Origin of the sequence: Novosphingobium chloroacetimidivorans, assembly GCF_014204535.1 — a bacterium.
Lineage (GTDB): Bacteria > Pseudomonadota > Alphaproteobacteria > Sphingomonadales > Sphingomonadaceae > Novosphingobium > Novosphingobium chloroacetimidivorans.
This window is the reverse complement of record NZ_JACHLR010000002.1, coordinates 179890-203332: the sequence shown is the minus strand read 5'-3', so window position 1 is coordinate 203332 and position 23443 is coordinate 179890. Positions and strand designations below refer to the sequence as shown.

31 protein-coding genes are annotated in these 23443 nt (G+C 65.8%); 11 read left to right on the top strand and 20 right to left on the bottom strand.

The features are described 5' to 3' along the window. Positions 1-161 precede the first annotated feature (161 nt). From HNO88_RS03410 to HNO88_RS03395, 4 genes are all read left to right on the top strand, one after another. On the top strand, positions 162-335 hold the full coding sequence (locus HNO88_RS03410; RefSeq protein ID WP_184242668.1) for a hypothetical protein: 174 nt from the start codon (positions 162-164) through the stop codon (positions 333-335). A 377-nt stretch (positions 336-712) separates the two neighbouring features. Beyond that, on the top strand, positions 713-1231 hold the full coding sequence (locus HNO88_RS03405; protein ID WP_184242667.1) for an FxDxF family PEP-CTERM protein: 519 nt from the start codon (positions 713-715) through the stop codon (positions 1229-1231). Between the two features lie 71 nt (positions 1232-1302). Beyond that, the gene (locus tag HNO88_RS03400; protein WP_184242666.1) at positions 1303-1992 is read left to right on the top strand and encodes a sugar transferase; all 690 of its coding nucleotides are present in this window, start codon (positions 1303-1305) and stop codon (positions 1990-1992) included. Positions 1993-2070: 78 nt separating this feature from the next. Beyond that, positions 2071-2955 (top strand): ROK family protein, encoded by an 885-nt coding sequence (locus HNO88_RS03395; RefSeq protein WP_184242665.1) that lies wholly within the window; start codon positions 2071-2073, stop codon positions 2953-2955. Positions 2956-3286: 331 nt separating this feature from the next. Here HNO88_RS03395 and HNO88_RS03390 read toward each other — a convergent pair whose 3' ends face one another. Continuing rightward, entirely contained in the window at positions 3287-3865 is a 579-nt protein-coding gene (locus HNO88_RS03390; protein WP_184242664.1) for a nitroreductase family protein, read from the bottom strand. Positions 3866-3887: 22 nt separating this feature from the next. After that, positions 3888-4586, bottom strand: coding sequence for a pirin family protein (locus HNO88_RS03385; protein WP_184242663.1), 699 nt, complete (start codon positions 4584-4586; stop codon positions 3888-3890). Between the two features lie 103 nt (positions 4587-4689). Here HNO88_RS03385 and HNO88_RS03380 point away from each other — a divergent pair, with 103 nt between their 5' ends. Both HNO88_RS03380 and ygfZ read left to right on the top strand, forming a co-directional pair. Further along, positions 4690-5598, top strand: a complete 909-nt coding sequence (locus HNO88_RS03380) for a LysR family transcriptional regulator (RefSeq protein ID WP_184242662.1) — start codon at positions 4690-4692, stop codon at positions 5596-5598. Between the two features lie 46 nt (positions 5599-5644). Next, positions 5645-6388 carry a CAF17-like 4Fe-4S cluster assembly/insertion protein YgfZ gene (gene ygfZ / locus HNO88_RS03375; protein ID WP_184242661.1) on the top strand — a complete coding sequence of 248 codons (744 nt, stop codon included), beginning with the start codon at positions 5645-5647 and terminating at the stop codon, positions 6386-6388. A gap of 97 nt (positions 6389-6485) precedes the next feature. Here ygfZ and HNO88_RS03370 read toward each other — a convergent pair whose 3' ends face one another. The 4 genes from HNO88_RS03370 to rplU all read right to left on the bottom strand — a co-directional run bounded on the left by HNO88_RS03370 (position 6486) and on the right by rplU (position 8587). Continuing rightward, a complete protein-coding gene (locus tag HNO88_RS03370) occupies positions 6486-7049 on the bottom strand; it encodes a GNAT family N-acetyltransferase (RefSeq protein ID WP_184242660.1) in 564 nt (187 codons plus the stop codon). A gap of 120 nt (positions 7050-7169) precedes the next feature. After that, positions 7170-7757 (bottom strand): GNAT family N-acetyltransferase, encoded by a 588-nt coding sequence (locus tag HNO88_RS03365; protein WP_184242659.1) that lies wholly within the window; start codon positions 7755-7757, stop codon positions 7170-7172. A gap of 235 nt (positions 7758-7992) precedes the next feature. Then, positions 7993-8262 carry a 50S ribosomal protein L27 gene (gene rpmA, locus HNO88_RS03360; RefSeq protein ID WP_184242658.1) on the bottom strand — a complete coding sequence of 90 codons (270 nt, stop codon included), beginning with the start codon at positions 8260-8262 and terminating at the stop codon, positions 7993-7995. Between the two features lie 28 nt (positions 8263-8290). Then, positions 8291-8587 (bottom strand): 50S ribosomal protein L21, encoded by a 297-nt coding sequence (rplU, locus tag HNO88_RS03355; RefSeq protein ID WP_184242657.1) that lies wholly within the window; start codon positions 8585-8587, stop codon positions 8291-8293. 271 nt (positions 8588-8858) lie between these two features. Between rplU and HNO88_RS03350 the strand changes: the two genes are divergently transcribed. Next, complete coding sequence (locus HNO88_RS03350) at positions 8859-9383, top strand: hypothetical protein (protein ID WP_184242656.1); 525 nt, start codon at positions 8859-8861, stop codon at positions 9381-9383. Between the two features lie 12 nt (positions 9384-9395). On the opposite strand, the gene HNO88_RS03345 is transcribed toward HNO88_RS03350, so the two are convergent. Genes HNO88_RS03345 through thrC form a run of 7 tightly spaced genes read right to left on the bottom strand, consistent with a single transcriptional unit; the run spans position 9396 to position 14112 of the window. After that, entirely contained in the window at positions 9396-9851 is a 456-nt protein-coding gene (locus tag HNO88_RS03345) for a molybdenum cofactor biosynthesis protein MoaE (protein ID WP_184242655.1), read from the bottom strand. Between the two features lies 1 nt (position 9852). Then, positions 9853-10095, bottom strand: a complete 243-nt coding sequence (locus tag HNO88_RS03340) for a MoaD/ThiS family protein (RefSeq protein WP_184242654.1) — start codon at positions 10093-10095, stop codon at positions 9853-9855. 1 nt (position 10096) lies between these two features. Next, positions 10097-11104 carry a GTP 3',8-cyclase MoaA gene (gene moaA, locus HNO88_RS03335; protein WP_184242653.1) on the bottom strand — a complete coding sequence of 336 codons (1008 nt, stop codon included), beginning with the start codon at positions 11102-11104 and terminating at the stop codon, positions 10097-10099. Further along, complete coding sequence (locus HNO88_RS03330; protein ID WP_246381141.1) at positions 11101-11442, bottom strand: Rossmann fold domain-containing protein; 342 nt, start codon at positions 11440-11442, stop codon at positions 11101-11103. Before HNO88_RS03330 ends, moaA begins: the two co-directional genes overlap by 4 nt. Then, entirely contained in the window at positions 11442-11813 is a 372-nt protein-coding gene (locus tag HNO88_RS03325; protein ID WP_184242652.1) for a dihydroneopterin aldolase, read from the bottom strand. Before HNO88_RS03325 ends, HNO88_RS03330 begins: the two co-directional genes overlap by 1 nt. A 9-nt stretch (positions 11814-11822) precedes the next feature. Next, positions 11823-12710: a class I SAM-dependent rRNA methyltransferase gene (locus HNO88_RS03320; RefSeq protein WP_184242651.1), complete on the bottom strand. Its 888-nt coding sequence runs from the start codon at positions 12708-12710 to the stop codon at positions 11823-11825. Next, on the bottom strand, positions 12703-14112 hold the full coding sequence (gene thrC, locus HNO88_RS03315; protein ID WP_184242650.1) for a threonine synthase: 1410 nt from the start codon (positions 14110-14112) through the stop codon (positions 12703-12705). The genes HNO88_RS03320 and thrC overlap by 8 nt, the downstream gene beginning before the upstream one ends. A gap of 405 nt (positions 14113-14517) precedes the next feature. Between thrC and HNO88_RS03310 the strand changes: the two genes are divergently transcribed. Next, a complete protein-coding gene (locus tag HNO88_RS03310) occupies positions 14518-15120 on the top strand; it encodes a hypothetical protein (protein ID WP_184242649.1) in 603 nt (200 codons plus the stop codon). Positions 15121-15129: 9 nt separating this feature from the next. On the opposite strand, the gene HNO88_RS03305 is transcribed toward HNO88_RS03310, so the two are convergent. From HNO88_RS03305 to coxB, 7 genes are all read right to left on the bottom strand, one after another. After that, positions 15130-15702, bottom strand: a complete 573-nt coding sequence (locus tag HNO88_RS03305; RefSeq protein WP_184242648.1) for an SURF1 family cytochrome oxidase biogenesis protein — start codon at positions 15700-15702, stop codon at positions 15130-15132. 70 nt (positions 15703-15772) lie between these two features. Continuing rightward, positions 15773-16594 carry a cytochrome c oxidase subunit 3 gene (locus tag HNO88_RS03300; protein WP_184242647.1) on the bottom strand — a complete coding sequence of 274 codons (822 nt, stop codon included), beginning with the start codon at positions 16592-16594 and terminating at the stop codon, positions 15773-15775. Positions 16595-16659: 65 nt separating this feature from the next. Continuing rightward, positions 16660-17253, bottom strand: coding sequence for a cytochrome c oxidase assembly protein (locus tag HNO88_RS03295; RefSeq protein ID WP_184242646.1), 594 nt, complete (start codon positions 17251-17253; stop codon positions 16660-16662). Between the two features lie 4 nt (positions 17254-17257). Then, complete coding sequence (locus HNO88_RS23230; protein ID WP_512698569.1) at positions 17258-17374, bottom strand: cytochrome c oxidase system small membrane protein; 117 nt, start codon at positions 17372-17374, stop codon at positions 17258-17260. A gap of 9 nt (positions 17375-17383) precedes the next feature. After that, a complete protein-coding gene (locus tag HNO88_RS03290; protein ID WP_184242645.1) occupies positions 17384-18283 on the bottom strand; it encodes a heme o synthase in 900 nt (299 codons plus the stop codon). A gap of 222 nt (positions 18284-18505) precedes the next feature. After that, entirely contained in the window at positions 18506-20194 is a 1689-nt protein-coding gene (ctaD, locus tag HNO88_RS03285; RefSeq protein ID WP_184242644.1) for a cytochrome c oxidase subunit I, read from the bottom strand. A 28-nt stretch (positions 20195-20222) separates the two neighbouring features. Next, a complete protein-coding gene (gene coxB / locus HNO88_RS03280; protein ID WP_246381140.1) occupies positions 20223-21416 on the bottom strand; it encodes a cytochrome c oxidase subunit II in 1194 nt (397 codons plus the stop codon). 215 nt (positions 21417-21631) lie between these two features. Here coxB and pyrE point away from each other — a divergent pair, with 215 nt between their 5' ends. From pyrE to acpS, 3 genes are read left to right on the top strand one after another with little or no spacing between them, the layout of a single operon-like run. Continuing rightward, positions 21632-22216: an orotate phosphoribosyltransferase gene (gene pyrE, locus HNO88_RS03275; protein WP_184242643.1), complete on the top strand. Its 585-nt coding sequence runs from the start codon at positions 21632-21634 to the stop codon at positions 22214-22216. Between the two features lie 46 nt (positions 22217-22262). After that, positions 22263-22994: a pyridoxine 5'-phosphate synthase gene (locus tag HNO88_RS03270; RefSeq protein ID WP_184242642.1), complete on the top strand. Its 732-nt coding sequence runs from the start codon at positions 22263-22265 to the stop codon at positions 22992-22994. A 13-nt stretch (positions 22995-23007) separates the two neighbouring features. Next, positions 23008-23409, top strand: coding sequence for a holo-ACP synthase (acpS, locus tag HNO88_RS03265; protein WP_184242641.1), 402 nt, complete (start codon positions 23008-23010; stop codon positions 23407-23409). The last annotated feature ends 34 nt before the right edge of the window (positions 23410-23443 follow it).

Here is a 23443-nt window from a genome sequence, read left to right as displayed (position 1 = left end):
GGTGCACTGAAGCCGTTTTGGATCTATTGCCTAGAGGATCATCCTCTCAGGGAATGTCCGACGTGCCTCTTCAGCAGCCCGCCACCATTTCAGCGTACGCCCATGCGTGAGGCCGCGAAAACTCGTGCGTGGACGAGTCGGCATCGTCGAGGAAAGATGGCATGCTGCACGCCCGAAACTTCGAGCCATTGATGAGCATGAGATTGGACCAGGATGAATGTGATCGGTCGGGCGGACGCGATGCCGCCCGGGCGCCGCGTGGACTGATCCTGGGCCTTGCGGTCGGCGCTGCCATGTGGCTGCTTGGAATCGTCGCCTTCGTCACCTTAACCTGAGCTCCCCGACGCGATTGCGCACTTCGGTAGGGTCGTTGAGGAAGGGCGGCCTGCCCGGTTGCAGCCTTTCGTCGTTTCTCGCAACTGCGGTTAACGAGCTGGGCGGAGATAGGCCAGCGCCGGCCTAATATCTCCAATATCGAGACGATAAACTACGTAAATCTGCGCGATTTCTACGTATGTTTACCTGGTTTTATAATGCCGATCGAGTGAACTATCTCGATTATCTCTTCCAAACGCGGTTAATTTGGCGTTTATCCGTCGCTTAGCGCTGACGTTGCACTGCAAAATAAATCATGAGAACTTGGCATGGGCACAGAACATTTCTGATTCGCCTCAACAAACGGCTACGTAATTTCCAGTAGGAGTGTGTAACTATGCCTGGACGCCAAGTTCTATTTGCTTCCGCAGCGATCGCCTCGGCATTGGCCGTCAGTGCTCCTGCGAGCGCGACATCGTTTGCCGGTAACGGCACGCAGACCATCATCAACGGCACTGGCGCGTTCTCGGACGCGCAGATCCCGGTTGGTGTATTTAACGACGAGATCAACTTCACCACGCCGTCCGTCGGCACAGCCGATGTCGGCGTTCTTTACTTCAAGGTACTGTCGGGCATTACCGGCCTGACTGCATCCTTCAACGGTACGCCTATCAACCTCGTCGAGGTCGGCGGCGGCCTGTTTGCGGGCGGCGTCAGCAAGTCGGTCGGCGCGGGCATCCAGACCATCCTCGTCGGCGGCACCTCGACCGGAAACGGTTCGTATTCGGGCAACGTCACCTTCTCGGCCGCGGTTCCCGAGCTTGCGACCTGGCTGATGATGATCGCAGGCGTCGGCTTCACCGGCTTCGCGATGCGTCGCCGCAAGGCGGCCTACAGCGTCAACTACGCTTTCTGATCGGGACGCCCCGGGCATGGTCCCGGGGCGACCTGCCCACACCGTCATTTCCTGCGACACGCGAGGACGTCATGGATCTCAGCGCTACGCCCCCATTGCCCTTCCAGGGCCTCGAGCCGCTTCCCCGGGCGGCATCGCGCGCCGCGGCACGCGATGCCTTGCTTATTCGGGCAATCGACATCACCATCGCGGTCAGCGCGGTGATGGTGCTGCTGCCGTTGCTGCTCTTGATCTTCGTAGGCTTGAAGCTGACCTCGCCTGGCCCTGTCCTCTTCGCGCATCGCCGCATCGGCAAGGGTGGGCAGGCATTCCCGTGCTACAAGTTCCGTTCCATGGTGGTGAACTCCGCCGAAGTGCTCGAGCAGCACCTGGCCGAGAATCCACAGGCTCGCGCCGAATGGCAGCGCGATCAGAAACTGCGCAACGATCCGCGCGTCACCCCGATCGGGCGTTTGCTGCGCCGCACCAGCCTGGATGAGGTGCCTCAGATCTTCAACGTCCTGCGCGGCGAGATGAGCATGGTCGGCCCTCGTCCCATCGTCGAGGGCGAGATGATCCGGTACCGCCAGTACATCGTCGATTATATGTCGGTAAAACCCGGCATAACCGGGCTGTGGCAGATCAGCGGTCGCAATAACACGACGTATCGCCGCCGTGTCGCGCTGGATACGGCTTATGCCCGCAGCCGGACCGTCGCACTCGATCTGGCGATCCTTGCACGCACCGTGCCCGCCGTTCTGACCGGCTCAGGCTGCTACTGAGTACCGAACGTTCCCGTTTTCCTCGACTTCGCGTTCTGCCATGGTCGGCACGACTGATGGTGTAACCGAAGGCTGACCATGCCGCTCTATGCCGGGCTCGAGATGGGCGGGACGAAAACCATCGTGGTGCTGGGCGAACCGGGCGCCATCCGCGAACGGATCGAATTTGCGACCAGCACACCGGAAGAGACTCTCGGCCGCGCCGCGAGCGAAGTGGGGCGGTGGCACCGCGATGGAAGGATCGCCGGCCTGGGTGTCGCAAGCTTCGGGCCCGTTCGTTTGGCCCGAACAGCACCGGATTATGGCACCATCCTCGACACTCCGAAACCCGGCTGGCGGGGCACGCAGGTGGTTGGGATCCTGCGTGCTGGCTTCCCCGGTCCGATCGCACTCGACACAGACGTCAACGCAGCAGCCATGGCCGAACATGAAATGGGCGCCGGACGGGGCTGCGCCTCGCTGATCTACCTGACGATCGGAACGGGTGTGGGCGGTGGCGTGCTCGTGCGAGGCGATCCGATGCACGGCGTCATGCATCCCGAAATCGGCCATATGCGCCTGCGCCGTGCTGTCGGCGACCGCTTCGAAGGCGCATGCCGCTACCACGGCGCTTGCGTCGAAGGACTGATCAGCGGTTCGGCCATAGAAGCGCGGTTCGGATGCGTGCCGGCTGAGGTGCCCTGGGGCGATCCGCGCTGGCATCCCATTGCCTCCGACTTGGCGGAACTGCTCGCGAACCTGCTGCTGGCGTTTTCGCCGGAGCGGATCATCGTCGGAGGCGGCGTCGCCATGCGCCAACCGCAACTGCTCGCCGCAGCCATCGACCAAATCCCCGAGCGTCTCGCCGGCTACCTGGGCGCGACCACCCGGGCCGACCTTGCTCACCGTATCGTCGCCCCCGCGCTCGGCAACGACGCGGGTCCCAATGGGAGCTTGTGCCTGGCCAAGCGAGCCTCGCGCTAGGATGTCGGGTGTACCCAATTCGCGCGGACAGCGCATAGCACCTTCGCTAAGCCGACGCTGGACCGCGTGCTTGCCGTAAGAGCTGAGCGAGGGGCGGGCCCGAACAAGCTTGAACGGTTGGCCGTCCGGCGACCATCGCATCGGCGGCGCTTCGCTCGCGCGGGGGCATCGCGCCCCCTCGTTTTACGTCGGCAAAGCCAGTGATGGCACGTCCGCTCCTGCGGCAGTGCACCTTGCTCGCTGAACCCGCGCCATCCTCGAGGTACCAAAGGCGAACACGCTTGGCGTACGACCGGAGCCGCGCAGCACATACGCGGCTCCGGAGGAGGCTTCAGGCGAACTTGCCGGGCTTGACGATTTCGCTCAACGGCTTACGGCTGCTCGGCACTTCGCGCTCCTGCAGAAAGTCCGGCAGCTTCTCCTTACCGGCCGCCTTGCCGATCACGAAGGCGGCTTCGAGCCGATGATCCTCGGGGATGCCCAGCGCCGCTTCCGCTTCGCCGAACTTCAGCCCGGTCATGCCATGGGTATGGTAGCCGAGCGCCTGTGCCTGCAAGGCCGCAAGGGCCCAGGCCGCGCCTGCGTCGAAGCTATGGCTGTGGTTCTCGGTGTTGCCCTTGTCCGAACGCATGTAGCGGTCCGAGACGATGAACACGAGCGCCGAGGCGTCCTTCGCCCAGCCCTGGTTGAAGTCGATCAGCTGCGAGAGCAGCAGATCCCAGTTGGCATCCCCCCGCCGGGCGTAGAGGAAGGTCCACGGCTGGACGTTGTAGGCGGACGGCGCCCACCCGGCGGCCTCGAAGATCACGCCGAGATCCTCCTGCGGCATCTCGCTCTCGTCGAATGCACGCGGGCTCCAGCGATCGACAATCAACTTCTCGACTTTGGGATGAGCGGTACGTCCGGTCATGGTCAGGTCCTTTCGTGGGAAATCAGGCGGCGTCGACGAGGACGAGTTCGGCGTCCTCGAGCGCGGTAACGGTGATCGTCTCTAGCCCGGTGATGGCAACGCCATCGCGGGCCTGTGCCTCGACTTCGCCGACCTGCACCCGCCCGGTGGCGGGAACGAGGTAGGCGTGTCGATCTGCGCGGGTGTCGTAGGTCACGGTTTCGCCAGCCTTGAGCGTGGCGCCCAGAACACGCGCATCGGCCCGGATCGGCAGCACATCGGTGTCGCCGGTAAAGCCCGAGGCGAGCGTGACAAAGCGGCCGTCGCGCGCATCCCTGGGAAAGGGCCGCGCGCCCCAGCTGGGCGTTCCGCCGCGCTGGTCGGGCAGGATCCAGATCTGGAACAGCGTGGTCGGCTCGTCCTCCAGATTGAACTCGGCATGCTGGATGCCACTGCCCGCGCTCATCACCTGGACGTCCCCGGCGCCGGTGCGCCCTTCGTTGCCCAGACTGTCGCGGTGCGTGATCGCGCCGGTTCGGACGTAGGTCACGATCTCCATGTCGCGGTGCGGATGGGCCGGGAAACCGGACTTGGGCGCGATGGTATCGTCGTTCCACACGCGCAGCCGGCCCCAGTTCACGCGATCGGAGTCGTGGTAGTCGGCGAAGGCGAAGTGATGATGGGCGTCGAGCCAGCCGTGGTTGGCGGCACCCAGGGTGGCGAAGGGTCGAAGTTCGATCATGGCGCTCTCCCGGTGTGGGAAGTGGTGTGTCGAGCGCAATATGGCGCTTGCCGGGCAATCGGATAACTGGGATAAAATCGCGTCAGATGATCGAGAGAGTTGAATGCCGGACCTAGTAGCTCCCAGCCTTGACCATCTCCGCGTGTTTCTGGCGGTGTGCGAAGAGGGCAGCTTCAATGGCGCCGCGCGCAAGCTCGGGCGGGCTGTCTCGGTCATCAGCTATGCGATCGCGCAGCTCGAGGCGCAGCTCGGCGTTCGGCTGTTCGCGCGCGAGGGGTCGCGCCGTCCGGAACTCACCGATGCCGGCAAGGCACTGGTGGGCGAGGCGCATGGCGTGTCGGACAGCGTGGATGCACTGCTCGCCAAGGTCCGTTCCCTGCAGCAGGGCCTGGAAGCGGAAGTGGCGCTCGCCGTGGACGTGATGGTCCCGGGACAGGCGCTTGCCCGGCTCCTTCGCGACTTCCAGACCATGTATCCCAGCGTTGCCCTGCGGCTCCATGTCGAGGCGCTCGGCGCGGTGGCGGCGCTCGTGCTGGAAGGGCGCGCGACCTTCGGCATCGCCGGCCCCGACATCATGGACCTGCCCGATCTGGAGCGCGAGACGGTAGGAGCGGTCGCCTTGGTTCCGGTGGCGGCACCCAGCCATGCCCTTGCGCAGATGCCCCGAGTGCCGGCCGGCGAGGCGCGCAAGCACCTGCAACTGGTCCTCACCGACCGCTCGCCACTGACGGAGGGGCGTGACTTTTCTGTTTTCAGCCCGCGCACCTGGCGTCTGGCGGACCTCAGTGCCAAGCACGCGCTGCTGAAGGAAGGGATCGGCTGGGGCTCGATGCCGCGCAACCTGGTGCGCGAGGATATCGCCCAAGGCACGCTTGTGGAACTCTCGCTGCCCGAGCGACCGCCGATGGACTATGCCCTGGTGGCGATCTGGCGCAAGGACACGCCGCCAGGCCCGGCCGCGACCTGGGTGCTTGACGCTCTTCCTGGCTTGTTCGCCAGCTGTCCCGTGTGAACGCTCGCGGTTGCGGCGCGCAAGCCGCACCCCCACCTTGCGCGCCATGACCGCCACGCATCTTGCCCGCCGCGCCGTGATCCGCATCTCGCCTCGCGAGAATTCGGCCGAGGACGTGGCCGCGTTCCTGCAGGGCCTCGTCACTTCGGACGTGACCGGCCCACTGCCGGCATGGTCCGCGCTGCTGAGCCCGCAGGGCAAGGTCCTGTTCGATTTCCTGGTCTGGCGCTCGGGGGACGACCTGTTGATCGATTGCGAAGTCGAGGTTGCCGAGGCCCTGGCCAAACGCCTCTCGCTGTACCGGCTGCGACGTGCCATCGACATCGCCATCGATCCAAGCTTGGCGGTGCACTGGAGCGCAGGACCGCATGAGGGTGCCGCCGTCGACCCACGCCTGGACGCACTGGGCAGCCGCTGGATCGGCCCTGCGGACGCGACCGGCGCCAGTGCCGACGACGCGTACCTGAGGCACCGCCTGGGGCACGGCGTGGTCGAGGGACGGGCCGAGCTGGGGCAGGATGCGACACTCTGGCTGGAGTGCAACGCCGTCGAACTGAACGGCGTCAGCTTCACCAAGGGCTGCTACGTAGGGCAGGAGAACACGGCCCGCATGAACTGGCGGCAGAAGGTCAATCGGCGCCTGGTCGTCGTCCCACTCGACCGTTCGGATCCGAAGCGGCAGCGCATGGCCTATCCCGAGCTCAACCTGGCCATCGATCACTTGCGAGTGGAGGATATCACGGCGCAGATCGCACCGCCGTGGATGAAGCTGGAACCTCGCGAAACCTGATGAGCTAGAGCGTCTTCACTATGTGCGAAGACGCTCCAGGTTTTCGATGCCGCATTTTTGCGAGCCATTGACCGTGAACGGTCAACTTGAAAATGCTCTAGGCCGCCTGCGCGGCGCTCTGCGGCCCCACGCCCAAGAGGTCGAACAGCTTGTCCGCCAGGGTCGCCACGTAGAGTCGCGCCTGCGCTTCGGCTCCCCGCCCGATGCTGAGCCGCGCACGGGTCTCCCCCGTCGGCTTGAACCCGGATGTCTGCAGGACCCTGGCCGAGGCTTCGTTGTCCGCAAAGTGCAGCGCGACGATCTCGCGATGGCCCAGCATGCGCGCTTCGGCCAGGACCGCCCTAACGGCTTCGGTCGCGTAGCCCAGGCCACGATGCCGTTGCGCAATCCAGTATCCTAGCTCCACGTCCTTGCCGTACCGCCCGAGCCCGATGCCGCCGATCAGCCGCGCGCCGGCATCGTCGCGCAAGTTGATGAAGAAGTGCGGCAACAGCGGATCGCGCGGACGGGATATGTATTCCCGCAAAGCCACTGCCGAGCGGGGTAACGCGGATATGCCGATGCTGCGCCTCACGGCGTCTTCGTCCAGGACTTCGACCAATTCGCCCATGTCCTCGGGCCAGCCCGGTCTTAGAAACAACCTCTCCGTGCGGATGAACATGTTCTTTTCTCCGTCCCAATGCCGCGGACGGAACATGACTCCTTGTGCATCCGATTGCACGAAGAAAACGGCAGGCGCCGCACGAAGCGAGCCTGGCTGCGCCGGGCGCTCGCCGTCGTTTCAGGCCGCTCGCTTGCCGATTTCTGGCGAACCCTCGGGCGGTGCATCGTCGTCGCAATCGCCGGCCGTGTCGAAGCGCAGCAGGTAGCCACGCGAAGGCGCACATTCGCCACGGCCCAGGCTGAACCGCTCGGTCACGGAGCCGCAGGCCCGGAAGCCCAGCTTCTCCAGCACGCGACCGGAGGCCGGATTGTCGACGAAGTGATGGGCACCGACACGGGGGTGCCGCAGGGTACGTGCCAGCCGCAGGACAGCGCTGGCTGCCTCCGTCGCATAGCCGCGGCCCCAGGCTTCGGGCGTAAGCCAGTATCCCAGATGCGCCGGCGCATCGACGCCGGTGGCATCCTCATGCAGGCCGATGCCGCCGATCACCCGCGCACCTCGCGCGCCGGGTAATGTGATCAACATCGAGGGGTAGCGTCGATCCTGGGGGCGGCTGACGAAATCCTGTGCATGCTCCAGCGTGTAAGGCCAGGGAACACGTGCCAGATGTCGCACGACGCGCTCGTCAGCCAAGGCGGCATGAAGCTCCGCGACGTCTTCCGGCCACGCGGGGCGTAGGAACAGCCGCTCACTGCGAATGAACATGACCCAAGTCTCCCAGTCGACCATCCCCCGCGCCGCCCGTTAGAGCAGGCGGATGACAGGGGCGTTACGCACCGCCGGCAAGGGAACGCATTTCCTTGCGAACGGTGCCAAGTGGCTGAAGGGAGACACGAAAAAAGGGAGCGGGCTGATGGCCCTCTCCCCTCCAAGGCCGGTGCTTGCATGACGCAAGCCCGGCAGGGCCATCCCGGCAGGATGGCCCGTCATCGACCATCCGTTATTCGGCGGCTTCGGCCATCTGGTCGACCGACACGTACTTGCGGCCAAGCTTGCCGTCGTGGAAGCGCACGCGTCCCTCGGCGAGGGCGAACAGGGTGTGATCCTTGCCCATGCCCACGTTCACGCCCGGGTACACGCGGGTGCCGCGCTGACGGATGATGATGTTGCCGCCGATCACTTCCTGACCGCCGAACTTCTTGACGCCGAGGCGGCGGCCAGCCGAGTCGCGACCGTTGCGCGAAGAGCCGCCTGCTTTCTTATGTGCCATTTCTAACTACTCCGAACTTTGCGGGCGCTTAGCCGACCGACACGATGCGCAGCAGGGTCATCTGCTGGCGGTGGCCGTTCTTGCGACGATAGTTGTGGCGACGGCGCTTCTTGAACACGATCACCTTTTCGCTCTTGGCCTGGGCGATGATCTCGGCAGCGACCGTCACGCCGGCAATGTCGGCGACTTCGCCGTCCTTGCCCGCAAGCAGAACGTCACCCAGCGTGATCTTGTCGCCGGCTTCACCCGCCAGCTTCTCGACCGCGATCTTGTCTCCGGCGGCAACCCGATACTGCTTGCCGCCCGTGCGCACTACTGCGAACATGGTGCCCTTACCCAATCTCAATCTATGCCCGTAGGCCGAAACAACCTGCCCCGGCCGCTGCGGATCCTGCTACCAGCATCCTAGCACGGGCGACGCGCCGGACAGCCCGTGCGTGCACGGGTGGCCGGAAGAACGGTGCCGTTAGTCCAAGCCCTGATTCGAGTCAACGGTGCAGTGATACCTTGCCGGGCGGGGAATGGCCCGACTTCAAAGGATCGACCGGCCGGCATTTGCCTCTCGCGCGGCGTCATCACCGTGCTATGGCGCTTGCATGATCCGCGCAAGCGCAAGCCCCGCCCTCCTTCTCGGTGCCGCCCTGCTGCTGGCGGGATGCGCCGCTTCGACCGATTATCCTTCGCTCGCAGTGCGCCCGGTCGAACGGGTGCAGGGATCCGGAGCCCCCGCGGCAGGCAGCGCCGATGCGATCCCGACCCTGCCCCCGGCGAGTGCCGACCTGACAACCCGCCTCGCCGGACTGGTCGACGTCGCACGCCAGGCCCACGGCCGCTTCACCGCGCGCCAGGCCGCCACCGAACGCGCGGTGGCTGCAGCCGGAGCTGCGCGCAGCGATGGGTGGACGGCAGCGGAAGTGGCGCTGTCCGACCTTCAGACATCGCGCAGCGGCGCGCTGACCGCGCTGGCCGAACTCGACCAGCTCTACGTCGACGAGCGCGCCGCCCATCCCGAGCAAGTGAGCCCGGCCGCAACGGCGATCGGCGCAGCCCGCGATCAGGTGGAGAGCTGGGTCTCGTCCGAAACGGCGGTGATCAGCCGTCTGGATGCACGCCTGAGATAGACGCGACGCGCGTCAACTCCAGCGCGCGATGTCCTCGAAGTCCTGCGCTCGCGGCTCGATCCAGCGCCAGGCGCCTGCGACCTTCTCGCGTTTCCAGAACCAGCTTTCGGACTTGAGATGGTCCATGGCGAACTCGGCGGCGGCGAACGCCTCGCGCCTATGGCGCGACGCCGCGGCGACGAGCACGATCGGATCGCCCGGTTGCATCTCGCCGCTGCGATGGAGGATCAACAGTCCTTCCAGCGTCCAGCGGCCTTGCGTACGCGCCGCCAGGTCCTCCATCGCCGGCAGGGTGAGGGGGCCGTATTGGCGCAATTCCAGTGCCTCCACTGCGCTGTCATGCGCCGATGCACGCACCTGGCCCAGGAAGCTTGCGACACCACCGGCTGCGGGATGGGCGCTGGTAAAGGCGCTCAGTTCGGCAGCGAAATCGAAAGCCTCGGTCAGCAGGCGAACGTCGGCGCCCATCTCAACCGCCGCTGACGGGAGGCAGGAACGCCAGTTCGTCGCCATCGCCCAGCACCAGCGCATCGCTGTCCTGCACGAGGGCACCGTTGACGGCCAGTTTCACGCGCGGTCCCTGCAAGGCTGCCGCGAGCTCCGGGTCGAGGCCCGCCAGCACCTGGCCAAGAGACGACGCAGCGGCCACCTCTAGCTCCGGCGCGCCGGCAGCATCTTCCAGCCGGCCCAGGAACACCAGCTTGAGCGCCATGTCAGCCGCCGGTCATCGACATGTGCCTCGGCAACGCCGGAGCCTGCCCGCGCGCGTCGATGGCGAAGCTGTGGCGCGCGGGCTTGATCCGCATCGCCAGATCCAGCCCCTCGGTGAGAGCCGTGTGCGGATCGTCCGAGCGCAACGCCGCTCGCAGATCGACCTGCTCGACACCGCCCAGGCACGCGTAGAGCTGGCCCGTCGCGGTCACGCGAATGCGGTTGCAGCCTTCGCAGAAGTTGTTCGTCAGCGGCGTGATCAGCCCGAGCCGGCCGCCGGTTTCCGCCACGTCGAAGTAGCGCGCCGGACCGCCGCTGCGGTGATCGGATGGGGTGAGAGTCCAGCGCTGCTCCAGCTCGTCGCGCACCGCCATCAGCGGCAGGTAGTGGTCGAAGCGATCTTCCTCGACTTCGCCCAGCGGCATGACCTCGATCAACGTCGCCTCAAACCCCTGCCCGTGCGCCCAGGCGATCAGGTCGGGGATCTCGTCCTCGTTCAAACCCTTGAGCGCGACGGTGTTGAGCTTGACCTTCAGCCCCGCCGCCTTGGCCGCGGCGAGCCCTTCCAGCACTTGCGGCAGCGAGTCCCGCCGCGACAGCTGCTGGAACCTGGCGCGATCGAGCGTGTCGAGCGAGACATTGATGCGCCGCACGCCGGCTTCGTAGAGGCCATCCGCGAACTCACTCAGCTGCGTGCCGTTGGTGGTGAGCGTCAGCTCGTCCAGCCCGTCGCCGACCTTGCGGCCAAGCGCACGCACCAGCTCCATCATGTCGCGCCGCACCAGCGGCTCGCCGCCGGTCAGGCGGATCTTGGTGATGCCGCGCTCTATGAAGCCGAGCGCCAGGTCGTGCAGCTCTTCCAGGCTGAGCACGTCCTTGCGCGGCAGGAAGGTCATGCGCTCGGGCATGCAATAAGTGCAGCGCAAGTCGCAGCGGTCCGTGACCGAGAGCCGCAGGTAGCTGATCCGCCGCTGAAACTGATCTACGAGAGGTGCGGGCGAAAGTGTCATCCCTGCTGATATAGCATCGGACCCGCGCCTGTTCCATCTACCGGCAGCAATTGTCCGGTCACGCCCGGCGCCTGGGCGAGATAACGCAGACCCGCTTCGATCGCGTCGTCCGCACCGCCGGCCACGGCGTTGACGCGCAAGGGCGCATACTGGCGCGCAAGCCCGCGCACGATCGCCAGTCGCCAGTCGCGGTGGGTGTGATCCGCGGCATCGAACACGATCACCATGTTCTCGCCCCCGGCAAGCGCCGCAAGCGCGCGGGGCAGGATATCGGCATGGAACCGGGCGGCGGCGGCGAGCGGCTCGTCGGGGAGCGCCCCGACCCGCAGCACCGCCATCAGCGTCGCTCGCGCGTGAGCGTGATCCCGATCGCCTCGCCCGCTTCGGCAATGGCGAGCTTGACGATCTTCACCGTCACCGCCTCGATCCGCGCATCCTGCACGAACAACGTCTCGGAGATGTGATCCGCCACCGCCTCGATCAGCTTGAAGTGCACCCCGGCCGGCAGCGCGTCGCTCGCGGCGAACTTCAGATCCATGTAGTTCTTGCTGGCGCTGAGCGGCGTATCCGGTGCGTAGCGATCGATCGGCTTCATCTCGACCGCAATGGATATCCGCAGCGGCTGCGGATTGCCGGTTTCTTCCGAATAGATGCCAGTGAGCACGTCGACGGTGAAGTCGGCGACTTCGAGGGTAAGCGAATCGGCCATGCGCGCGCTTTAGCCCGGATTGGTCCAGCGCGCGAAGATCGCAGTGGGGAGCAGGCGGCCACCCTCCCCGTCTTCCTGTACGGCCAGGTCGCCATGCTCGATCTTGCCCGGCAAGTCGGCGAAGAGCTCGGCCACCAGGCCCGCCAGCGCCAGCGAGGACATGCGCACGGCATAGACGGTGAGGAACAGGAACTTGCTGTCGGCATCGAGCAACCGGCGGCAATCGGCCATCAATGCCGGCAGGTTCTCCTCCAGTCGCCATGTTTCGCCGGTAGGGCCGCGGCCGAACTTGGGCGGATCGAGGATGATGCCGTCGTAGCGCTTGCCGCGCCGAACCTCGCGCGCGGCGAACTTGGCGGCATCGTCGATCAGCCAGCGGATCGGGCGCTCGGCCGCGCCGGACAGCGCGGCGTTCTCGCGCGCCTGCGCCACCGACTTCTTCGACGCATCGACATGAGTGACCGGCCCGCTGGCCGAGAGCGCCAGGGTCCCGACGCCGGTGTAGCCGAACAGGTTGAGCGTGCTGGCGTTCTCGGTCGGCAACTGCCCGCGCATCCAGTCCCATACCGGCGCCATGTCGGGGAAGAAGCCGAGGTGGCGGAACGGGGTACACTGCGCGGTGAACGCGACTTCGCGCCACGCCAGAGGCCAGCCTTCGCGCGAAACCGGCTTGTCGAACTGCCACCTGCCCCCACCGTCTTCGTCCGAACCGGGGACGAACTCGCCATGCGCGTCCCAGTCAGGCTTGCGCGGCGACCACATCGCCTGCGGCTCGGGGCGGATGAAGCGGTAGTTGCCGTAGCGTTCGAGCTTGCGACCGTCTCCGGAGTCGATCAGGCCGTAGTCGTCCCAGCCTTCGCCGACCAAGATCAGCGGATCGCGGGCCAGTTCAGCCATCGGCTTTCGGGCTAGCCCGCTCGGCGACGTACTGCGCCACGGCCTCGTAGGCGCCGGGCACGGTCGCGCAGCGCTCTTCGCGCTCGAACAAGTCGCCCACGCGTGCGGGCAGACCCGGGCGCCGTCCCGTGGCGCGCTCGACGGCTTCGGGGAACTTGGCCGGGTGCGCGGTTGCGAGCGTGACGACCGGGATGCTCGGGTCGATCCCCGCGATCCGCGCCGCGTGGAGCGCGCAGGCGGTGTGCGGGTCGATCAGCTCGCCGCAGTTCTCCCAGGCCCAGCGGATCGCCTTCGCCATCTCATCGGCGTCGGCTCTGCAGCTTGTGAACAAGGCAGCCGCGCCTTCCCGCTGCGCGTTGGTGAGCTGCATTGCCTTGTTCGCCTCAAAGCCGGCCATCTGGGTGGCGAGTGCCGCCCCGTCGCGACCACCCAGATCGAACAGCAGGCGTTCGAAATTCGAGGAGACCTGGATGTCCATCGACGGCGCTGCGGTGGGCGTCACCGATCCTTGCGAGTAATCGCCGTTCGCCAACGCCCGATGGAGGATGTCGTTGACGTTGGTGGCGACGATCAGCTTGGCGACCGGCAAGCCCATCTGCTGCGCGACATAGCCGGCGAAGACGTCGCCGAAATTGCCGGTCGGCACCGAGAACGCAACCTCGCGCTCGGGCGCGCCGAGCTGCAGCGCCGTCGCGAAGTAATAGACCACTTGCGCCATCAGCCGCGCCCAGTTGATCGAGTTCACCGCCCCGATGGCGAAGCGGTCGGTCATCGCGCGATCGTTGAACATGCGCTTCACGATCGCCTGGCAATCGTCGAAGCTGGCATCCTCCAGCGCGAGATTGTGCACGTTGGGCGCCAGCACCGTCGTCATCTGCCGGCGCTGCACGTCGCTGACGCGGCCCTTGGGGTGCATCATGAACACGTCCACCTTGGCGCGCCCGGCAACCGCATCGATCGCGGCCGAGCCGGTGTCGCCCGAGGTCGCGCCCACGATCGTCAGGTTGCGGTCCGAGCGGCCGAGGAACTCCTCGAACAGCAGGCCGAGCAGCTGCAGCGCCACGTCCTTGAACGCCAGCGTAGGGCCGTGGAACAGCTCCATCAGCCAGTGCTGCGCATCGAGCTGCACGAGCGGGGTGACGGCCTGGTGGCTGAAGCGGCCATAGGCAGCCTCGCACAGCTCCTGCAGGCGCTCAGCGCTGAGGCTGTCGCCGACGAAGGGCTGCATGACCCGGGCCGCGAGTTGCGCATAAGGCAGACCGCGCATCGCGGCGATCTCGGCAGCGCTGAAACGCGGCCACTCACGCGGCACGTAGAGCCCACCATCGCTGGCGAGCCCGGCGAGCGTGGCGCCTTCGAAATCGAGCGCGGGCGCGCTTCCTCTGGTGCTGACGTATTCCATTGCGCCTGCGCGCCTAGCCGCAGCGGAGAGGCGGCGCAATGGTGCGTGGCCTGGCGCGCGATTAGCTCCAGTTCTGCGGCTTTATGCTGCGCTGGCCTTGCCGAGTGCAGCTGGGCGTGTGTCGCTTATAGCTCCATGATCGAGATAGTCCCGCGGCACGGCCATCCTGTCCATCGCAGGCAGAGTATACGCGCCCATTCAAAGATTTAGTCGATCTGAGCTTGCCTTCCGTTTGTCCGCGAACGCCGCCCTTCTGGAGTTGTACGGATTCAGCCACCCAAGCGCGCACCATAAACTTGCCCCGACAAGCAAGCGAATTGCCGGGGACTTTCGAACATGGTTGGTTTTTTCGCCTCGCAGCGACGAGGAAAGGTTTCGTGCGGCCTGCTCGCAAGTGCCTGCGCCGTGCTCGCGTCTACGGGCGCGCGGGCGGAGATCGCAACGACGCGCTTCGCCGACATGGCCATGATCACGCACTGGTCGCTGCCGGGGCGGACCGAGCCCCCGGGCCCCTTGCCCGAGCCGATCTTCGTTGCCCCTTCGCCGATCGCCTCGGGCCACGCCGTCCCCATGCCCGCCTCACCTCTTCAAGGCTCTACGCGAGCAACGGCAACCACGGCGGCTTCTGCTCAGCCGGTACTTGGCCCCAAGCTCGCGGCGGAGGATCTGGAGGCGCGTGGCTTTGCTCGGAGCGATCGCCTGCTGCCCGCCCGCACCCCGGTGGACATCAAGCGGCTGGAGATCGCCTTCCACTTACTCAACGCCGCCGATGCGATCTCGACTGTGACATGCCTGCAGCGCGACGATTGCCAGGAGGAGAACCCGATCTATGGCAAGCGCCCCAAGCCGGCTGTGATCATCGGAGCCAAGGCCCTGACATCGGGCGTGCACTATTGGGTCATGCGCACGCTGCTGCCCGACCACCCCGGCATGGCGCGCGTCTTCGGCTGGTTCAGCGTCACCGTTCAAGGCACCGTGGTGGGCCTGAACATGAGGCAGCTGCTCTGATCGCCGCGCTTAATGCGCTAACCGCCTCCTGAGCGCGACGGTGTAGATCGCCAGCGCGGTCAGCGCGAAGAAGAACCACTGCCCGGCATAGGCCAGGTGGTTGTTCGGGATTTCCGAAGGATCGGGCCGCTCGTTCGCCTGCAGTCCTCCAAGCGGAGGATCGGCCACGAGCCGCGGCCCCGGCGCGATCACGCCGCGCACTGCGCCGCCGCTCCAGGTGCCGAGAGTCCGCGGGTCGCGCGTCCAGCCCATGACCACCTTGGCCTGCGAACCGCCGGGCAGCACGCATTGGGCATAAAGCGCCAGCCCCGCTTCACCATTGGCGTTACGCCCGGCAACGCCGCGACGCTCGATCACGCGCGTGCATACAAGCCGCGAGTGGCGGTACAGTGCGAGTTGTGCCGCCTGCTCGCTCACGGGCCAAGGCACCTCTGCGGCCGATCCATGCGCCGACTGATAGCGCGCGAGCAACGCCTCCTTCTCGTGCAGACGGCGCAATTGCCAGAAGCCAAGGGCGATCATCACGCCTGCTGCCGCAAGGACCAGGAGGGTGGGGAGAATCGGGATGCGGCGTCGGGTCATGTGTCCAAACCGAAAGGGGCAGCCGAAGCGAACTCCGGCTGCCCCATGATGTCGAGTGCGATCGTGTCGATCAGTGCGTCGGGTAGCCCCAACCGCCCCAGACGTAGACGGCGACGAAGAGAAACAGCCACACCACGTCGACGAAGTGCCAGTACCAGGCCGCGGCTTCGAAGCCGAAGTGCTGGCGCGGCGTGAAGTCGCCACGGTACGCACGCACCAGGCAGACGATCAGCATGATCGTGCCCATCAGCACGTGGAAGCCGTGGAACCCGGTCGCCATGTAGAAGGCCGAGCCATACGTGTTGGCGCCGAAGGGGAACGGCGCGTTGGCATATTCGAAAGCCTGGATGCCGGTGAACAGCACGCCGAGCAGGATCGTCGCCCACAGGCCCTTCTTCAGGCCATCGCGGTCACCGTGGATCAGCGCATGGTGCGCCCAGGTGACGGTGGTGCCGGAGCAGAGCAGGATCAGCGTGTTCAGCAGCGGCAGGTCGAACGGATCCATGACCGCTTCGATCGCCTTGGGCGGCCACTGGCCGGCGACGCTCTCGGCGAGTTCGGAGGGGAACAGCGAGAAGTCGAAGAAGGCCCAGAACCAGCCGACGAAGAACATCACCTCGGAGGCGATGAACAGGATCATGCCATAGCGCTGGTGCAGCTGCACCACCGGCGTGTGGTCGCCCGCATGCGCTTCCTTGATGATCTTGGAGAACCACGAGAACATGCTGGCTAGCAGCACCGCCATGCCGAGCCACGGCACGAATGCGCCGCCGGGCATCTTGTGCATGTAAAGCACCATGCCGGTGGTGAACATCAGGGCGCCAGCCGTGGTCGCCAGGGGAACGATGTCCGGCGGAAGAATGTGGTAATCGTGTGTCTTGCTACCGGCCATGATGCCTTCGTCCCTGTTGATCGCCGTTGCGCAGCGCACCCGCCGCGAAAGAGTTCCTTGCGCCCTTACTTGCCCGATCCGGTGCGGTCCAGAGCCTTTGCGCCGGCATTGACTGCCGGGTGGAAGGTGTAGCTTAGCGTGATCTGCTCCACGTCCTTGGCATCCGGATCGTTCAGGATCGCCGGGTCGACATAATACAGCACTGGCATGCGCACCTCCTGGCCAGGCTGCAGCGTCTGCTCGGTGAAGCAGAAGCACTGGATCTTGTTGAAGTACTTGCCGACCTGCTCGGGTTCCACGTTGAAGCTGGCGGTGCCGGTGAGCGGCTCGTTGGAGGTGTTCTTGGCCCAGAACAGCGCCATGTCGCGCACGCCGATGCTGATCTCGTCGGTGCGCTGCAGCGGCTTGAACTGCCAGGGCATGCCACGCTCGACATTGGCGTCGAAGCGGATGGAGATGGTGTTGGACAGCGCCTTCACTTGCGACGCGGTCTGCTCGTCGACGCGCTGGGTAGTGCCATCGAAGCCGGTGGCGGCGCAGAACAGGCGGTAGAGCGGCACGGACGCGAAGCCCAGGCCGAGCATGGCCGCCGCGATCGCCAGCGCCATCAGCGCGATGCGATGATTGGGGTTGAACCGATTGAGCGCCTTTACTTGCATCGGCTCAGCCCATCTTCGCCAGCGAGATGAAGAACACCAGGATGACGAACGCCGCGAGCAGCAGGCCGAGCACGTTGTTGCGGTTGCGGCGGATGCGCTTGGGATCGGTGGGACGAGTCATGTCAGGACCTTACAACGGCAGGAAGCGATCGACCACCAATGCCGCGAACAGCGCGAAGAGATAGATGACCGAATAGCCGAAAAGCTGCTTTTCGGGCTTCATGGTATCGTCGGCGGTCTGCTCGCGCAGCCCGACGCGCACCGAAAGCGCCAGGAAGCCCAGCGACAGCACGGTCGCGCTCACGCCGTAGATCGCGCCCGCACCGCCGATCCACCAGGGCAAGATGCTGAGCGGCAGCAGCAGGATGGCGTAGATCAAGATCTGGCGCCGGGTGGACTTCTCGCCCGCGACGACGGGCATCATCGGGATGCCGACCTTCGCGTAGTCCGTCTTCACGAACAGCGCGAGCGCCCAGAAGTGCGGCGGCGTCCAGAAAAAGATGATCGCGAACAGCAGCACCGGCATCAGGCTGATATCGCCCGTCGCGGCAACCCAGCCGATCAACGGCGGGAAAGCGCCGGCGCCGCCGCCGATGACGATGTTCTGCGGCGTGCGCGGCTTGAGCCAGATGGTATAGACGACCGCGTAGTAGACGATCGAGATGGCCAGGATCGCGGCCGCCAGCCAGCCCACGGCAAGGCCCATCAGCAGCACCGAGCCGACCGAGATCGCCACGCCGAAATCGCGCGCGTCAGTGCGGTTCATGCGGCCTTGCGGCAACGGCCGCGCGGCGGTGCGCTTCATCTCGGCATCGATATCCGCTTCCCACCATTGGTTGAGCGCGGCGGCGCCGCCGGCACCGACGGCGATGCACAGGATCGCGGTGAACGCGAGCACCGGGTGGATGCGCTCGGGCGCGGCAAGCAGGCCGCACAGGCCGGTGAAGATGACTAGGCTCATCACCCGCGGCTTGGTCAGCGCAAAGAAGTCGCGCCAGTCGGCGGGGGGAGGACTCAAGGCCACGGTCATGTGGGGGCCTATAGGCGCGCTGGTGACGACGAGCAAAGGCAAACCGCGACTCGCTCTGGCCTTCCGTTCGTGTCGAGCGAAGTCGAGACATCGCACACGGCCGCAGCGTGTCTCGACTTGGCTCGACACGAACGGGACAGAGGTTTGTGTGCGATATTCAAACGAATGGAGCCGGTGGATCGCTCCACCGGCCCCTCGCGTGCGTGCAGCCAAATGGCTGGATCAGTGGTGCGCCCCATCCTCGATGACCGGCAAGGTCTCGAACTGGTGGAACGGCGGCGGGCTCGACAGCGTCCACTCGAGCGTGGTCGCACCCTCGCCCCAGTAGTTGCCCTCGGCGCGCTTGCCGGCGGTGAAGGCGTAGACGATGTTGAGGAACCACACGACGATGCTGACGGCCATGATCATGTAGCCGATCGTCGCGACCTGGTTCCAGTGCGTGTAGGCTTCCGCATAGTCGGGATAGCGACGCGGCATGCCCTGCAGACCGAGGAAGTGCATCGGGAAGAAGATCAGGTTCACGCCGATGAAGAAGATCCAGAAGTGGACGTGTGCCAGGAACTCCGAATGCATGCGGCCGCTCATCTTCGGGAACCAGTAGTAGAACCCGGCGAAGAGCGCGGTCACCGCACCGAGCGACAGCACGTAGTGGAAGTGCGCCACGACGTAGTAGGTGTCGTGCAACACGTCGTCGACGCCGCCATTCGCCAGGACCACGCCGGTCACGCCGCCGACGGTGAAGAGGAAGATGAAGCCCAGCGCCCAGACCATCGGCGACTTGAACTCCAGGCTGCCCCCCCACATCGTCGCGATCCACGAGAAGATCTTGATGCCGGTCGGCACCGCGATCACCATGGTGGCCGCGGTGAAGTACATCTTCGTGTTAACCGACAGGCCGGTGGTGTACATGTGGTGCGCCCACACGATGAACCCGACCACGCCGATCGCGACCATGGCGTAGGCCATGCCCAGGTAACCGAACACCGGCTTCTTCGAGAAGGTCGAGATGATCTGCGAGATCATGCCGAACGCCGGCAGGATCATGATGTAGACCTCGGGGTGCCCGAAGAACCAGAACAAGTGCTGGTACAGAACCGGATCACCGCCACCGGCCGGATCGAAGAAGGTCGTCCCGAAGTTGCGATCGGTCAGGAGCATGGTGATCGCCGCGGCCAGGACCGGCAGCGAGAGCAGCAGCAGGAACGCGGTGACCAGCACCGACCACGCGAACAGCGGCATCTTGTGCATGGTCATGCCAGGTGCGCGCATGTTGAAGATGGTGGTGATGAGGTTGATCGCGCCCATGATCGAGCCGGCACCGGCAAGGTGCAGCGCGAAGATGCCGAAGTCGACAGCAGGACCGGTCGACCCGTATGTCGAGAGCGGCGCATAGACCGTCCAGCCGGTGCCGGCGCCATTACCGAGACCGCCGGGCACGAAGGCCGACATCATCAGCGAGCAGAAGCCGGCGAAGGTCAGCCAGAACGAGATGTTGTTCATGCGCGGGAACGCCATGTCCGGCGCGCCGATCATGAGCGGCACGAACCAGTTGCCGAAGCCGCCGATCGTTGCCGGCATGACCACGAAGAACACCATGATCAGGCCATGCGCGGTGATCAGCACGTTCCACATGTGCAGCGTGGCGTTGAAATCGCTCGCATCGTCACCGAAGAACGAGGCGACCATGCCAAGATACTGGATTCCCGGGTGCATCAGCTCTGCGCGCATGATGCCCGAGACGGCGCCACCGATGACCCCCGCGAAGATCGCGAAGACCAGGTACATCGTGCCGATGTCCTTGTGGTTGGTCGACATGAACCACCGGGCGAAGAAGCTCGGCTTGTGGTCGTGGTCGGCGTGACCGTGATGGTCGTCGACGTGACCCTGGAAGTGATCTGCGGTGGTGGCCATTTGGCTAGGACCTTCGTACTGAATATCGTTAAGCGGCGGGCGACGCGGTCGTCTCGACGGACGGCACCGCCTCGCTCGCATTGTCGGCCGGCACGGCTTCGCTGGCGTCGGCCGCGGGAGCGGCAGCAGGCGCCTGCGTGGTGGTGTCGGCGAGCTTCTTCTGGCCGTCGATCACGCCGCCGGCATGGGCGAGAACCCAGGCATTGTACTGCGCACGCGGCAGAGCCTCGATCGCGATCGGCATGTAGCCGTGCTTGACGCCGCACAGTTCCGAGCACTGGCCGTAGTAGACGCCCGGCTTCTCGACGAAGAGCACCTTCTCGTTGATGCGACCCGGCACGGCGTCGAGCTTGAACCAGAGCGAGGGCACGGCGAATGAGTGGATCACGTCGGCCGCGGTGATCTGCAGGCGGATCGGCTCACCCGCCGGAACGACCATGCGGTTGTCGACTTCCATGTGGCTGGGGCCATCCCAGGGCTTGGAGCCGACTTCGCGGATACCGGCGTTGATGATCGGCTGGCCCGGCAGGTTCAGCATGTACGAGTTGACCTCGAACTCGCCGTTGTCGGGGTAGGAATAAGTCCAGAACCACTGGTTGCCGGTGATCTTGACCGTCAGCGCCGTCTTGGGAGCCGGCTTGTACTGCTTGGCGATCAGGTCGATCGAGGGAACTGCGATGCAGACCAGGATCAGCACCGGGATCAGCGTCCAAGCCACCTCGAGCAAGGTGTTGTGGCTGGTGCGCGAGGCGATCGGATTTGCGCGCCGGTTGAAGCGGATCGCAACCCAGACCAGCAGCACCAGGACCAGGATCGTCATCGCCGCGACCAGCGGCATCAGCACGACATCGTGGATCCAGTGGCCGTACTCACCGAAAGGCGAGAACTGCTTCTGCAGACCGATGCCGCCATCGACCGGCATGCCGATGCCGGGTGTCGGCTTCATCGGGGTATAGCCCGGAAGCGCGGCGGCGTCCTTGGTCGGCCCCTCGTTGTTGACCGGATTGCCGGCTACCTCGGCCGAAGCGGCACCCTTGTCTGCCGCGACCGGAGCCTGCGCGCCCGGCGCCCCGGCAGCAGGGGTGGAATAGGCAGGCAGCGGAGTCGGCGCCGCGGCGAGCGCCGCGGACGGCAGCATCGCCAGAGCGAGTGACAGGCCAAGAGCTTTCCCAAGATGCGAGATCTTGAGGCTCGTGGGACGGACTTGGTGACCGGACTTCATTCTTCGTGCTTTCCCGATTCCCTTGCCGGCGCGGCAGGCGAAATCGGTGCCGCGCGCGCCCCCTGATGCGGGCACGGATGCCCCTTGAGCCGGGCCTATACGCGCGCTTGCGGCGCGTCTCAAGCGCCTCTAGGGGAATTTTTGACACACACCGAGGCAGGCCCGCATCGGACAGCATCCGCGCCTGCACAAACCCATCGAGGATCAAGACCGTCATGCAGGAAGAAGCCGTCCTCGCCGAGTTCCGCGCGAGCAAGGCGTTGCTGGAGGGCCACTTCCTCCTCTCCTCCGGACGGCACAGCGCGCATTACCTGCAATGCGCGCGGGTGCTGATGAACCCGGAACGCGCCGCACGTCTGGCGACGGCACTGGCCGCAAAACTGCCGCACGACGTGCGCCGGCAGATCGCCAAGGTGGTCTCGCCGGCGATGGGCGGCGTGATCATCGGCCAGGAGATGGGCCGCGCGCTGCAGGTCGATGCCATGTTCGTGGAGCGTCCCACCGGCACCTTCGAGCTGCGCCGCGGCTTCGCGCTCGAGCCCGGCGACAGGGTGCTGTTGGTCGAGGACGTGGTCACCACCGGCAAGTCCTCGCGCGAAGCGATCGCCGCGATCGAGGACGCCGGTGGCCAGGTCATCGCCGCCGCGGCCTTGGTCGACCGTTCGGGTGGGGGCGTCGACTTTGGGGTGCCGTTCACCGCGCTGGTCGCCTTGAACTTCCCGACGTATGATGCCGATGCTCTTCCGCCCGAACTCGCCGCCCAGCCCGCGATCAAGCCGGGAAGCCGTTCACAACCCTAACTCCGTTCCGACCTGAAGTCCGTTTCGGCTCGCGAGGCATTACAGCATGGTGACCCGCCCTTTACGCCTCGGCGTCAACATCGACCACGTCGCCACCATCCGCAACGCGCGTGGCGGCGAACATCCCGATCCCGTGCGCGCGGCACAGATCGTGGCGCAGGCGGGAGGAGACGGCATCACCGTCCACTTGCGCGAGGATCGCCGCCACATCCGGGACGAGGACCTTGCGCGTGTGCAGGCCGCGACCGGGCTGCCGCTCAACCTGGAGATGGCGGCGACCGACGAGATGGTCGAGATCGCCTTGCGGCACCAGCCCCACGCCGCCTGCATCGTGCCGGAGCGGCGCGAGGAGCGGACCACCGAGGGCGGGCTGGACGCGGCGGGGCAGCACAACCGCCTGGCGCCGATCGTCGCGCGCCTGCGCGATGCCGGCATCCGGGTCAGCCTGTTCATCGCCCCCGAGGCGCGGCAGATCGAGGCAGCCATGCAACTCGGCGCGCCCATCGTCGAACTACACACCGGCGAGTATGCCCATGCCACCGGTGACCAGGTCGCGGTCGAACTGCGGCGCATCGCCGACATGGCGGCGCTTGCCGCGAAGAACGGGATCGAGCCGCATGCCGGCCATGGCCTGACATACGACAACGTCCAGCCGGTCGCCGCGATTCCCCAGCTGGCCGAGCTCAACATCGGGCACTATCTGATTGGCGAGGCGATCTTTTGTGGGCTGGAGGCAAGCGTAACCAAGATGCGCGAGCTGATGGACGCGGTGCGGTGACAGGCGACCGCCCATGATCATCGGACTCGGCTCGGACTTGTGCAACATCGAGCGCATCCAGGCCTCGCTCGATCGCTTCGGCGACCGCTTCCTCAACCGCGTCTTCACCGACGTCGAGCGGCGCAAGGCCGCGCGCCGGCCGCATACGATTGCCGGCACGCTCGCCAAGCGCTTCGCCGCCAAGGAGGCCTTCTCCAAAGCGGTGGGCACCGGCTTCAAGGCGGGCGTGTTCATGAAGGACATCGGCGTCGTCAACGCTCCTTCGGGCGCGCCGACGCTGGCGCTCACCGGCGGGGCGGCCGCGCGGCTCGCCAGCCTCGTTCCGGAAGGATACGAGGCCGTGGTTCACCTGACACTCACCGACGACCACCCATGGGCGCAGGCCTTCGTCGTCATCGAAGCGCGCCGCGCATAGGATCCCTGGCCTTTCATGAGCAACATCAACGCCG

Coding starts and splice junctions, on each gene's coding strand:
- HNO88_RS03410 (WP_184242668.1), top strand. CDS start 162: ATGCTGCACGCCCGAAACTTCGAGCCATTGATGAGCATGAGATTGGAC.
- HNO88_RS03405 (WP_184242667.1), top strand. CDS start 713: ATGCCTGGACGCCAAGTTCTATTTGCTTCCGCAGCGATCGCCTCGGCA.
- HNO88_RS03400 (WP_184242666.1), top strand. CDS start 1,303: ATGGATCTCAGCGCTACGCCCCCATTGCCCTTCCAGGGCCTCGAGCCG.
- HNO88_RS03395 (WP_184242665.1), top strand. CDS start 2,071: ATGCCGCTCTATGCCGGGCTCGAGATGGGCGGGACGAAAACCATCGTG.
- HNO88_RS03390 (WP_184242664.1), bottom strand. CDS start 3,865: ATGACCGGACGTACCGCTCATCCCAAAGTCGAGAAGTTGATTGTCGAT.
- HNO88_RS03385 (WP_184242663.1), bottom strand. CDS start 4,586: ATGATCGAACTTCGACCCTTCGCCACCCTGGGTGCCGCCAACCACGGC.
- HNO88_RS03380 (WP_184242662.1), top strand. CDS start 4,690: ATGCCGGACCTAGTAGCTCCCAGCCTTGACCATCTCCGCGTGTTTCTG.
- ygfZ (WP_184242661.1), top strand. CDS start 5,645: ATGACCGCCACGCATCTTGCCCGCCGCGCCGTGATCCGCATCTCGCCT.
- HNO88_RS03370 (WP_184242660.1), bottom strand. CDS start 7,049: ATGTTCATCCGCACGGAGAGGTTGTTTCTAAGACCGGGCTGGCCCGAG.
- HNO88_RS03365 (WP_184242659.1), bottom strand. CDS start 7,757: ATGTTCATTCGCAGTGAGCGGCTGTTCCTACGCCCCGCGTGGCCGGAA.
- rpmA (WP_184242658.1), bottom strand. CDS start 8,262: ATGGCACATAAGAAAGCAGGCGGCTCTTCGCGCAACGGTCGCGACTCG.
- rplU (WP_184242657.1), bottom strand. CDS start 8,587: ATGTTCGCAGTAGTGCGCACGGGCGGCAAGCAGTATCGGGTTGCCGCC.
- HNO88_RS03350 (WP_184242656.1), top strand. CDS start 8,859: ATGATCCGCGCAAGCGCAAGCCCCGCCCTCCTTCTCGGTGCCGCCCTG.
- HNO88_RS03345 (WP_184242655.1), bottom strand. CDS start 9,851: ATGGGCGCCGACGTTCGCCTGCTGACCGAGGCTTTCGATTTCGCTGCC.
- HNO88_RS03340 (WP_184242654.1), bottom strand. CDS start 10,095: ATGGCGCTCAAGCTGGTGTTCCTGGGCCGGCTGGAAGATGCTGCCGGC.
- moaA (WP_184242653.1), bottom strand. CDS start 11,104: ATGACACTTTCGCCCGCACCTCTCGTAGATCAGTTTCAGCGGCGGATC.
- HNO88_RS03330 (WP_246381141.1), bottom strand. CDS start 11,442: ATGGCGGTGCTGCGGGTCGGGGCGCTCCCCGACGAGCCGCTCGCCGCC.
- HNO88_RS03325 (WP_184242652.1), bottom strand. CDS start 11,813: ATGGCCGATTCGCTTACCCTCGAAGTCGCCGACTTCACCGTCGACGTG.
- HNO88_RS03320 (WP_184242651.1), bottom strand. CDS start 12,710: ATGGCTGAACTGGCCCGCGATCCGCTGATCTTGGTCGGCGAAGGCTGG.
- thrC (WP_184242650.1), bottom strand. CDS start 14,112: ATGGAATACGTCAGCACCAGAGGAAGCGCGCCCGCGCTCGATTTCGAA.
- HNO88_RS03305 (WP_184242648.1), bottom strand. CDS start 15,702: ATGACCCGACGCCGCATCCCGATTCTCCCCACCCTCCTGGTCCTTGCG.
- HNO88_RS03300 (WP_184242647.1), bottom strand. CDS start 16,594: ATGGCCGGTAGCAAGACACACGATTACCACATTCTTCCGCCGGACATC.
- HNO88_RS03295 (WP_184242646.1), bottom strand. CDS start 17,253: ATGCAAGTAAAGGCGCTCAATCGGTTCAACCCCAATCATCGCATCGCG.
- HNO88_RS23230 (WP_512698569.1), bottom strand. CDS start 17,374: ATGACTCGTCCCACCGATCCCAAGCGCATCCGCCGCAACCGCAACAAC.
- HNO88_RS03290 (WP_184242645.1), bottom strand. CDS start 18,283: ATGACCGTGGCCTTGAGTCCTCCCCCCGCCGACTGGCGCGACTTCTTT.
- ctaD (WP_184242644.1), bottom strand. CDS start 20,194: ATGGCCACCACCGCAGATCACTTCCAGGGTCACGTCGACGACCATCAC.
- coxB (WP_246381140.1), bottom strand. CDS start 21,416: ATGAAGTCCGGTCACCAAGTCCGTCCCACGAGCCTCAAGATCTCGCAT.
- pyrE (WP_184242643.1), top strand. CDS start 21,632: ATGCAGGAAGAAGCCGTCCTCGCCGAGTTCCGCGCGAGCAAGGCGTTG.
- HNO88_RS03270 (WP_184242642.1), top strand. CDS start 22,263: ATGGTGACCCGCCCTTTACGCCTCGGCGTCAACATCGACCACGTCGCC.
- acpS (WP_184242641.1), top strand. CDS start 23,008: ATGATCATCGGACTCGGCTCGGACTTGTGCAACATCGAGCGCATCCAG.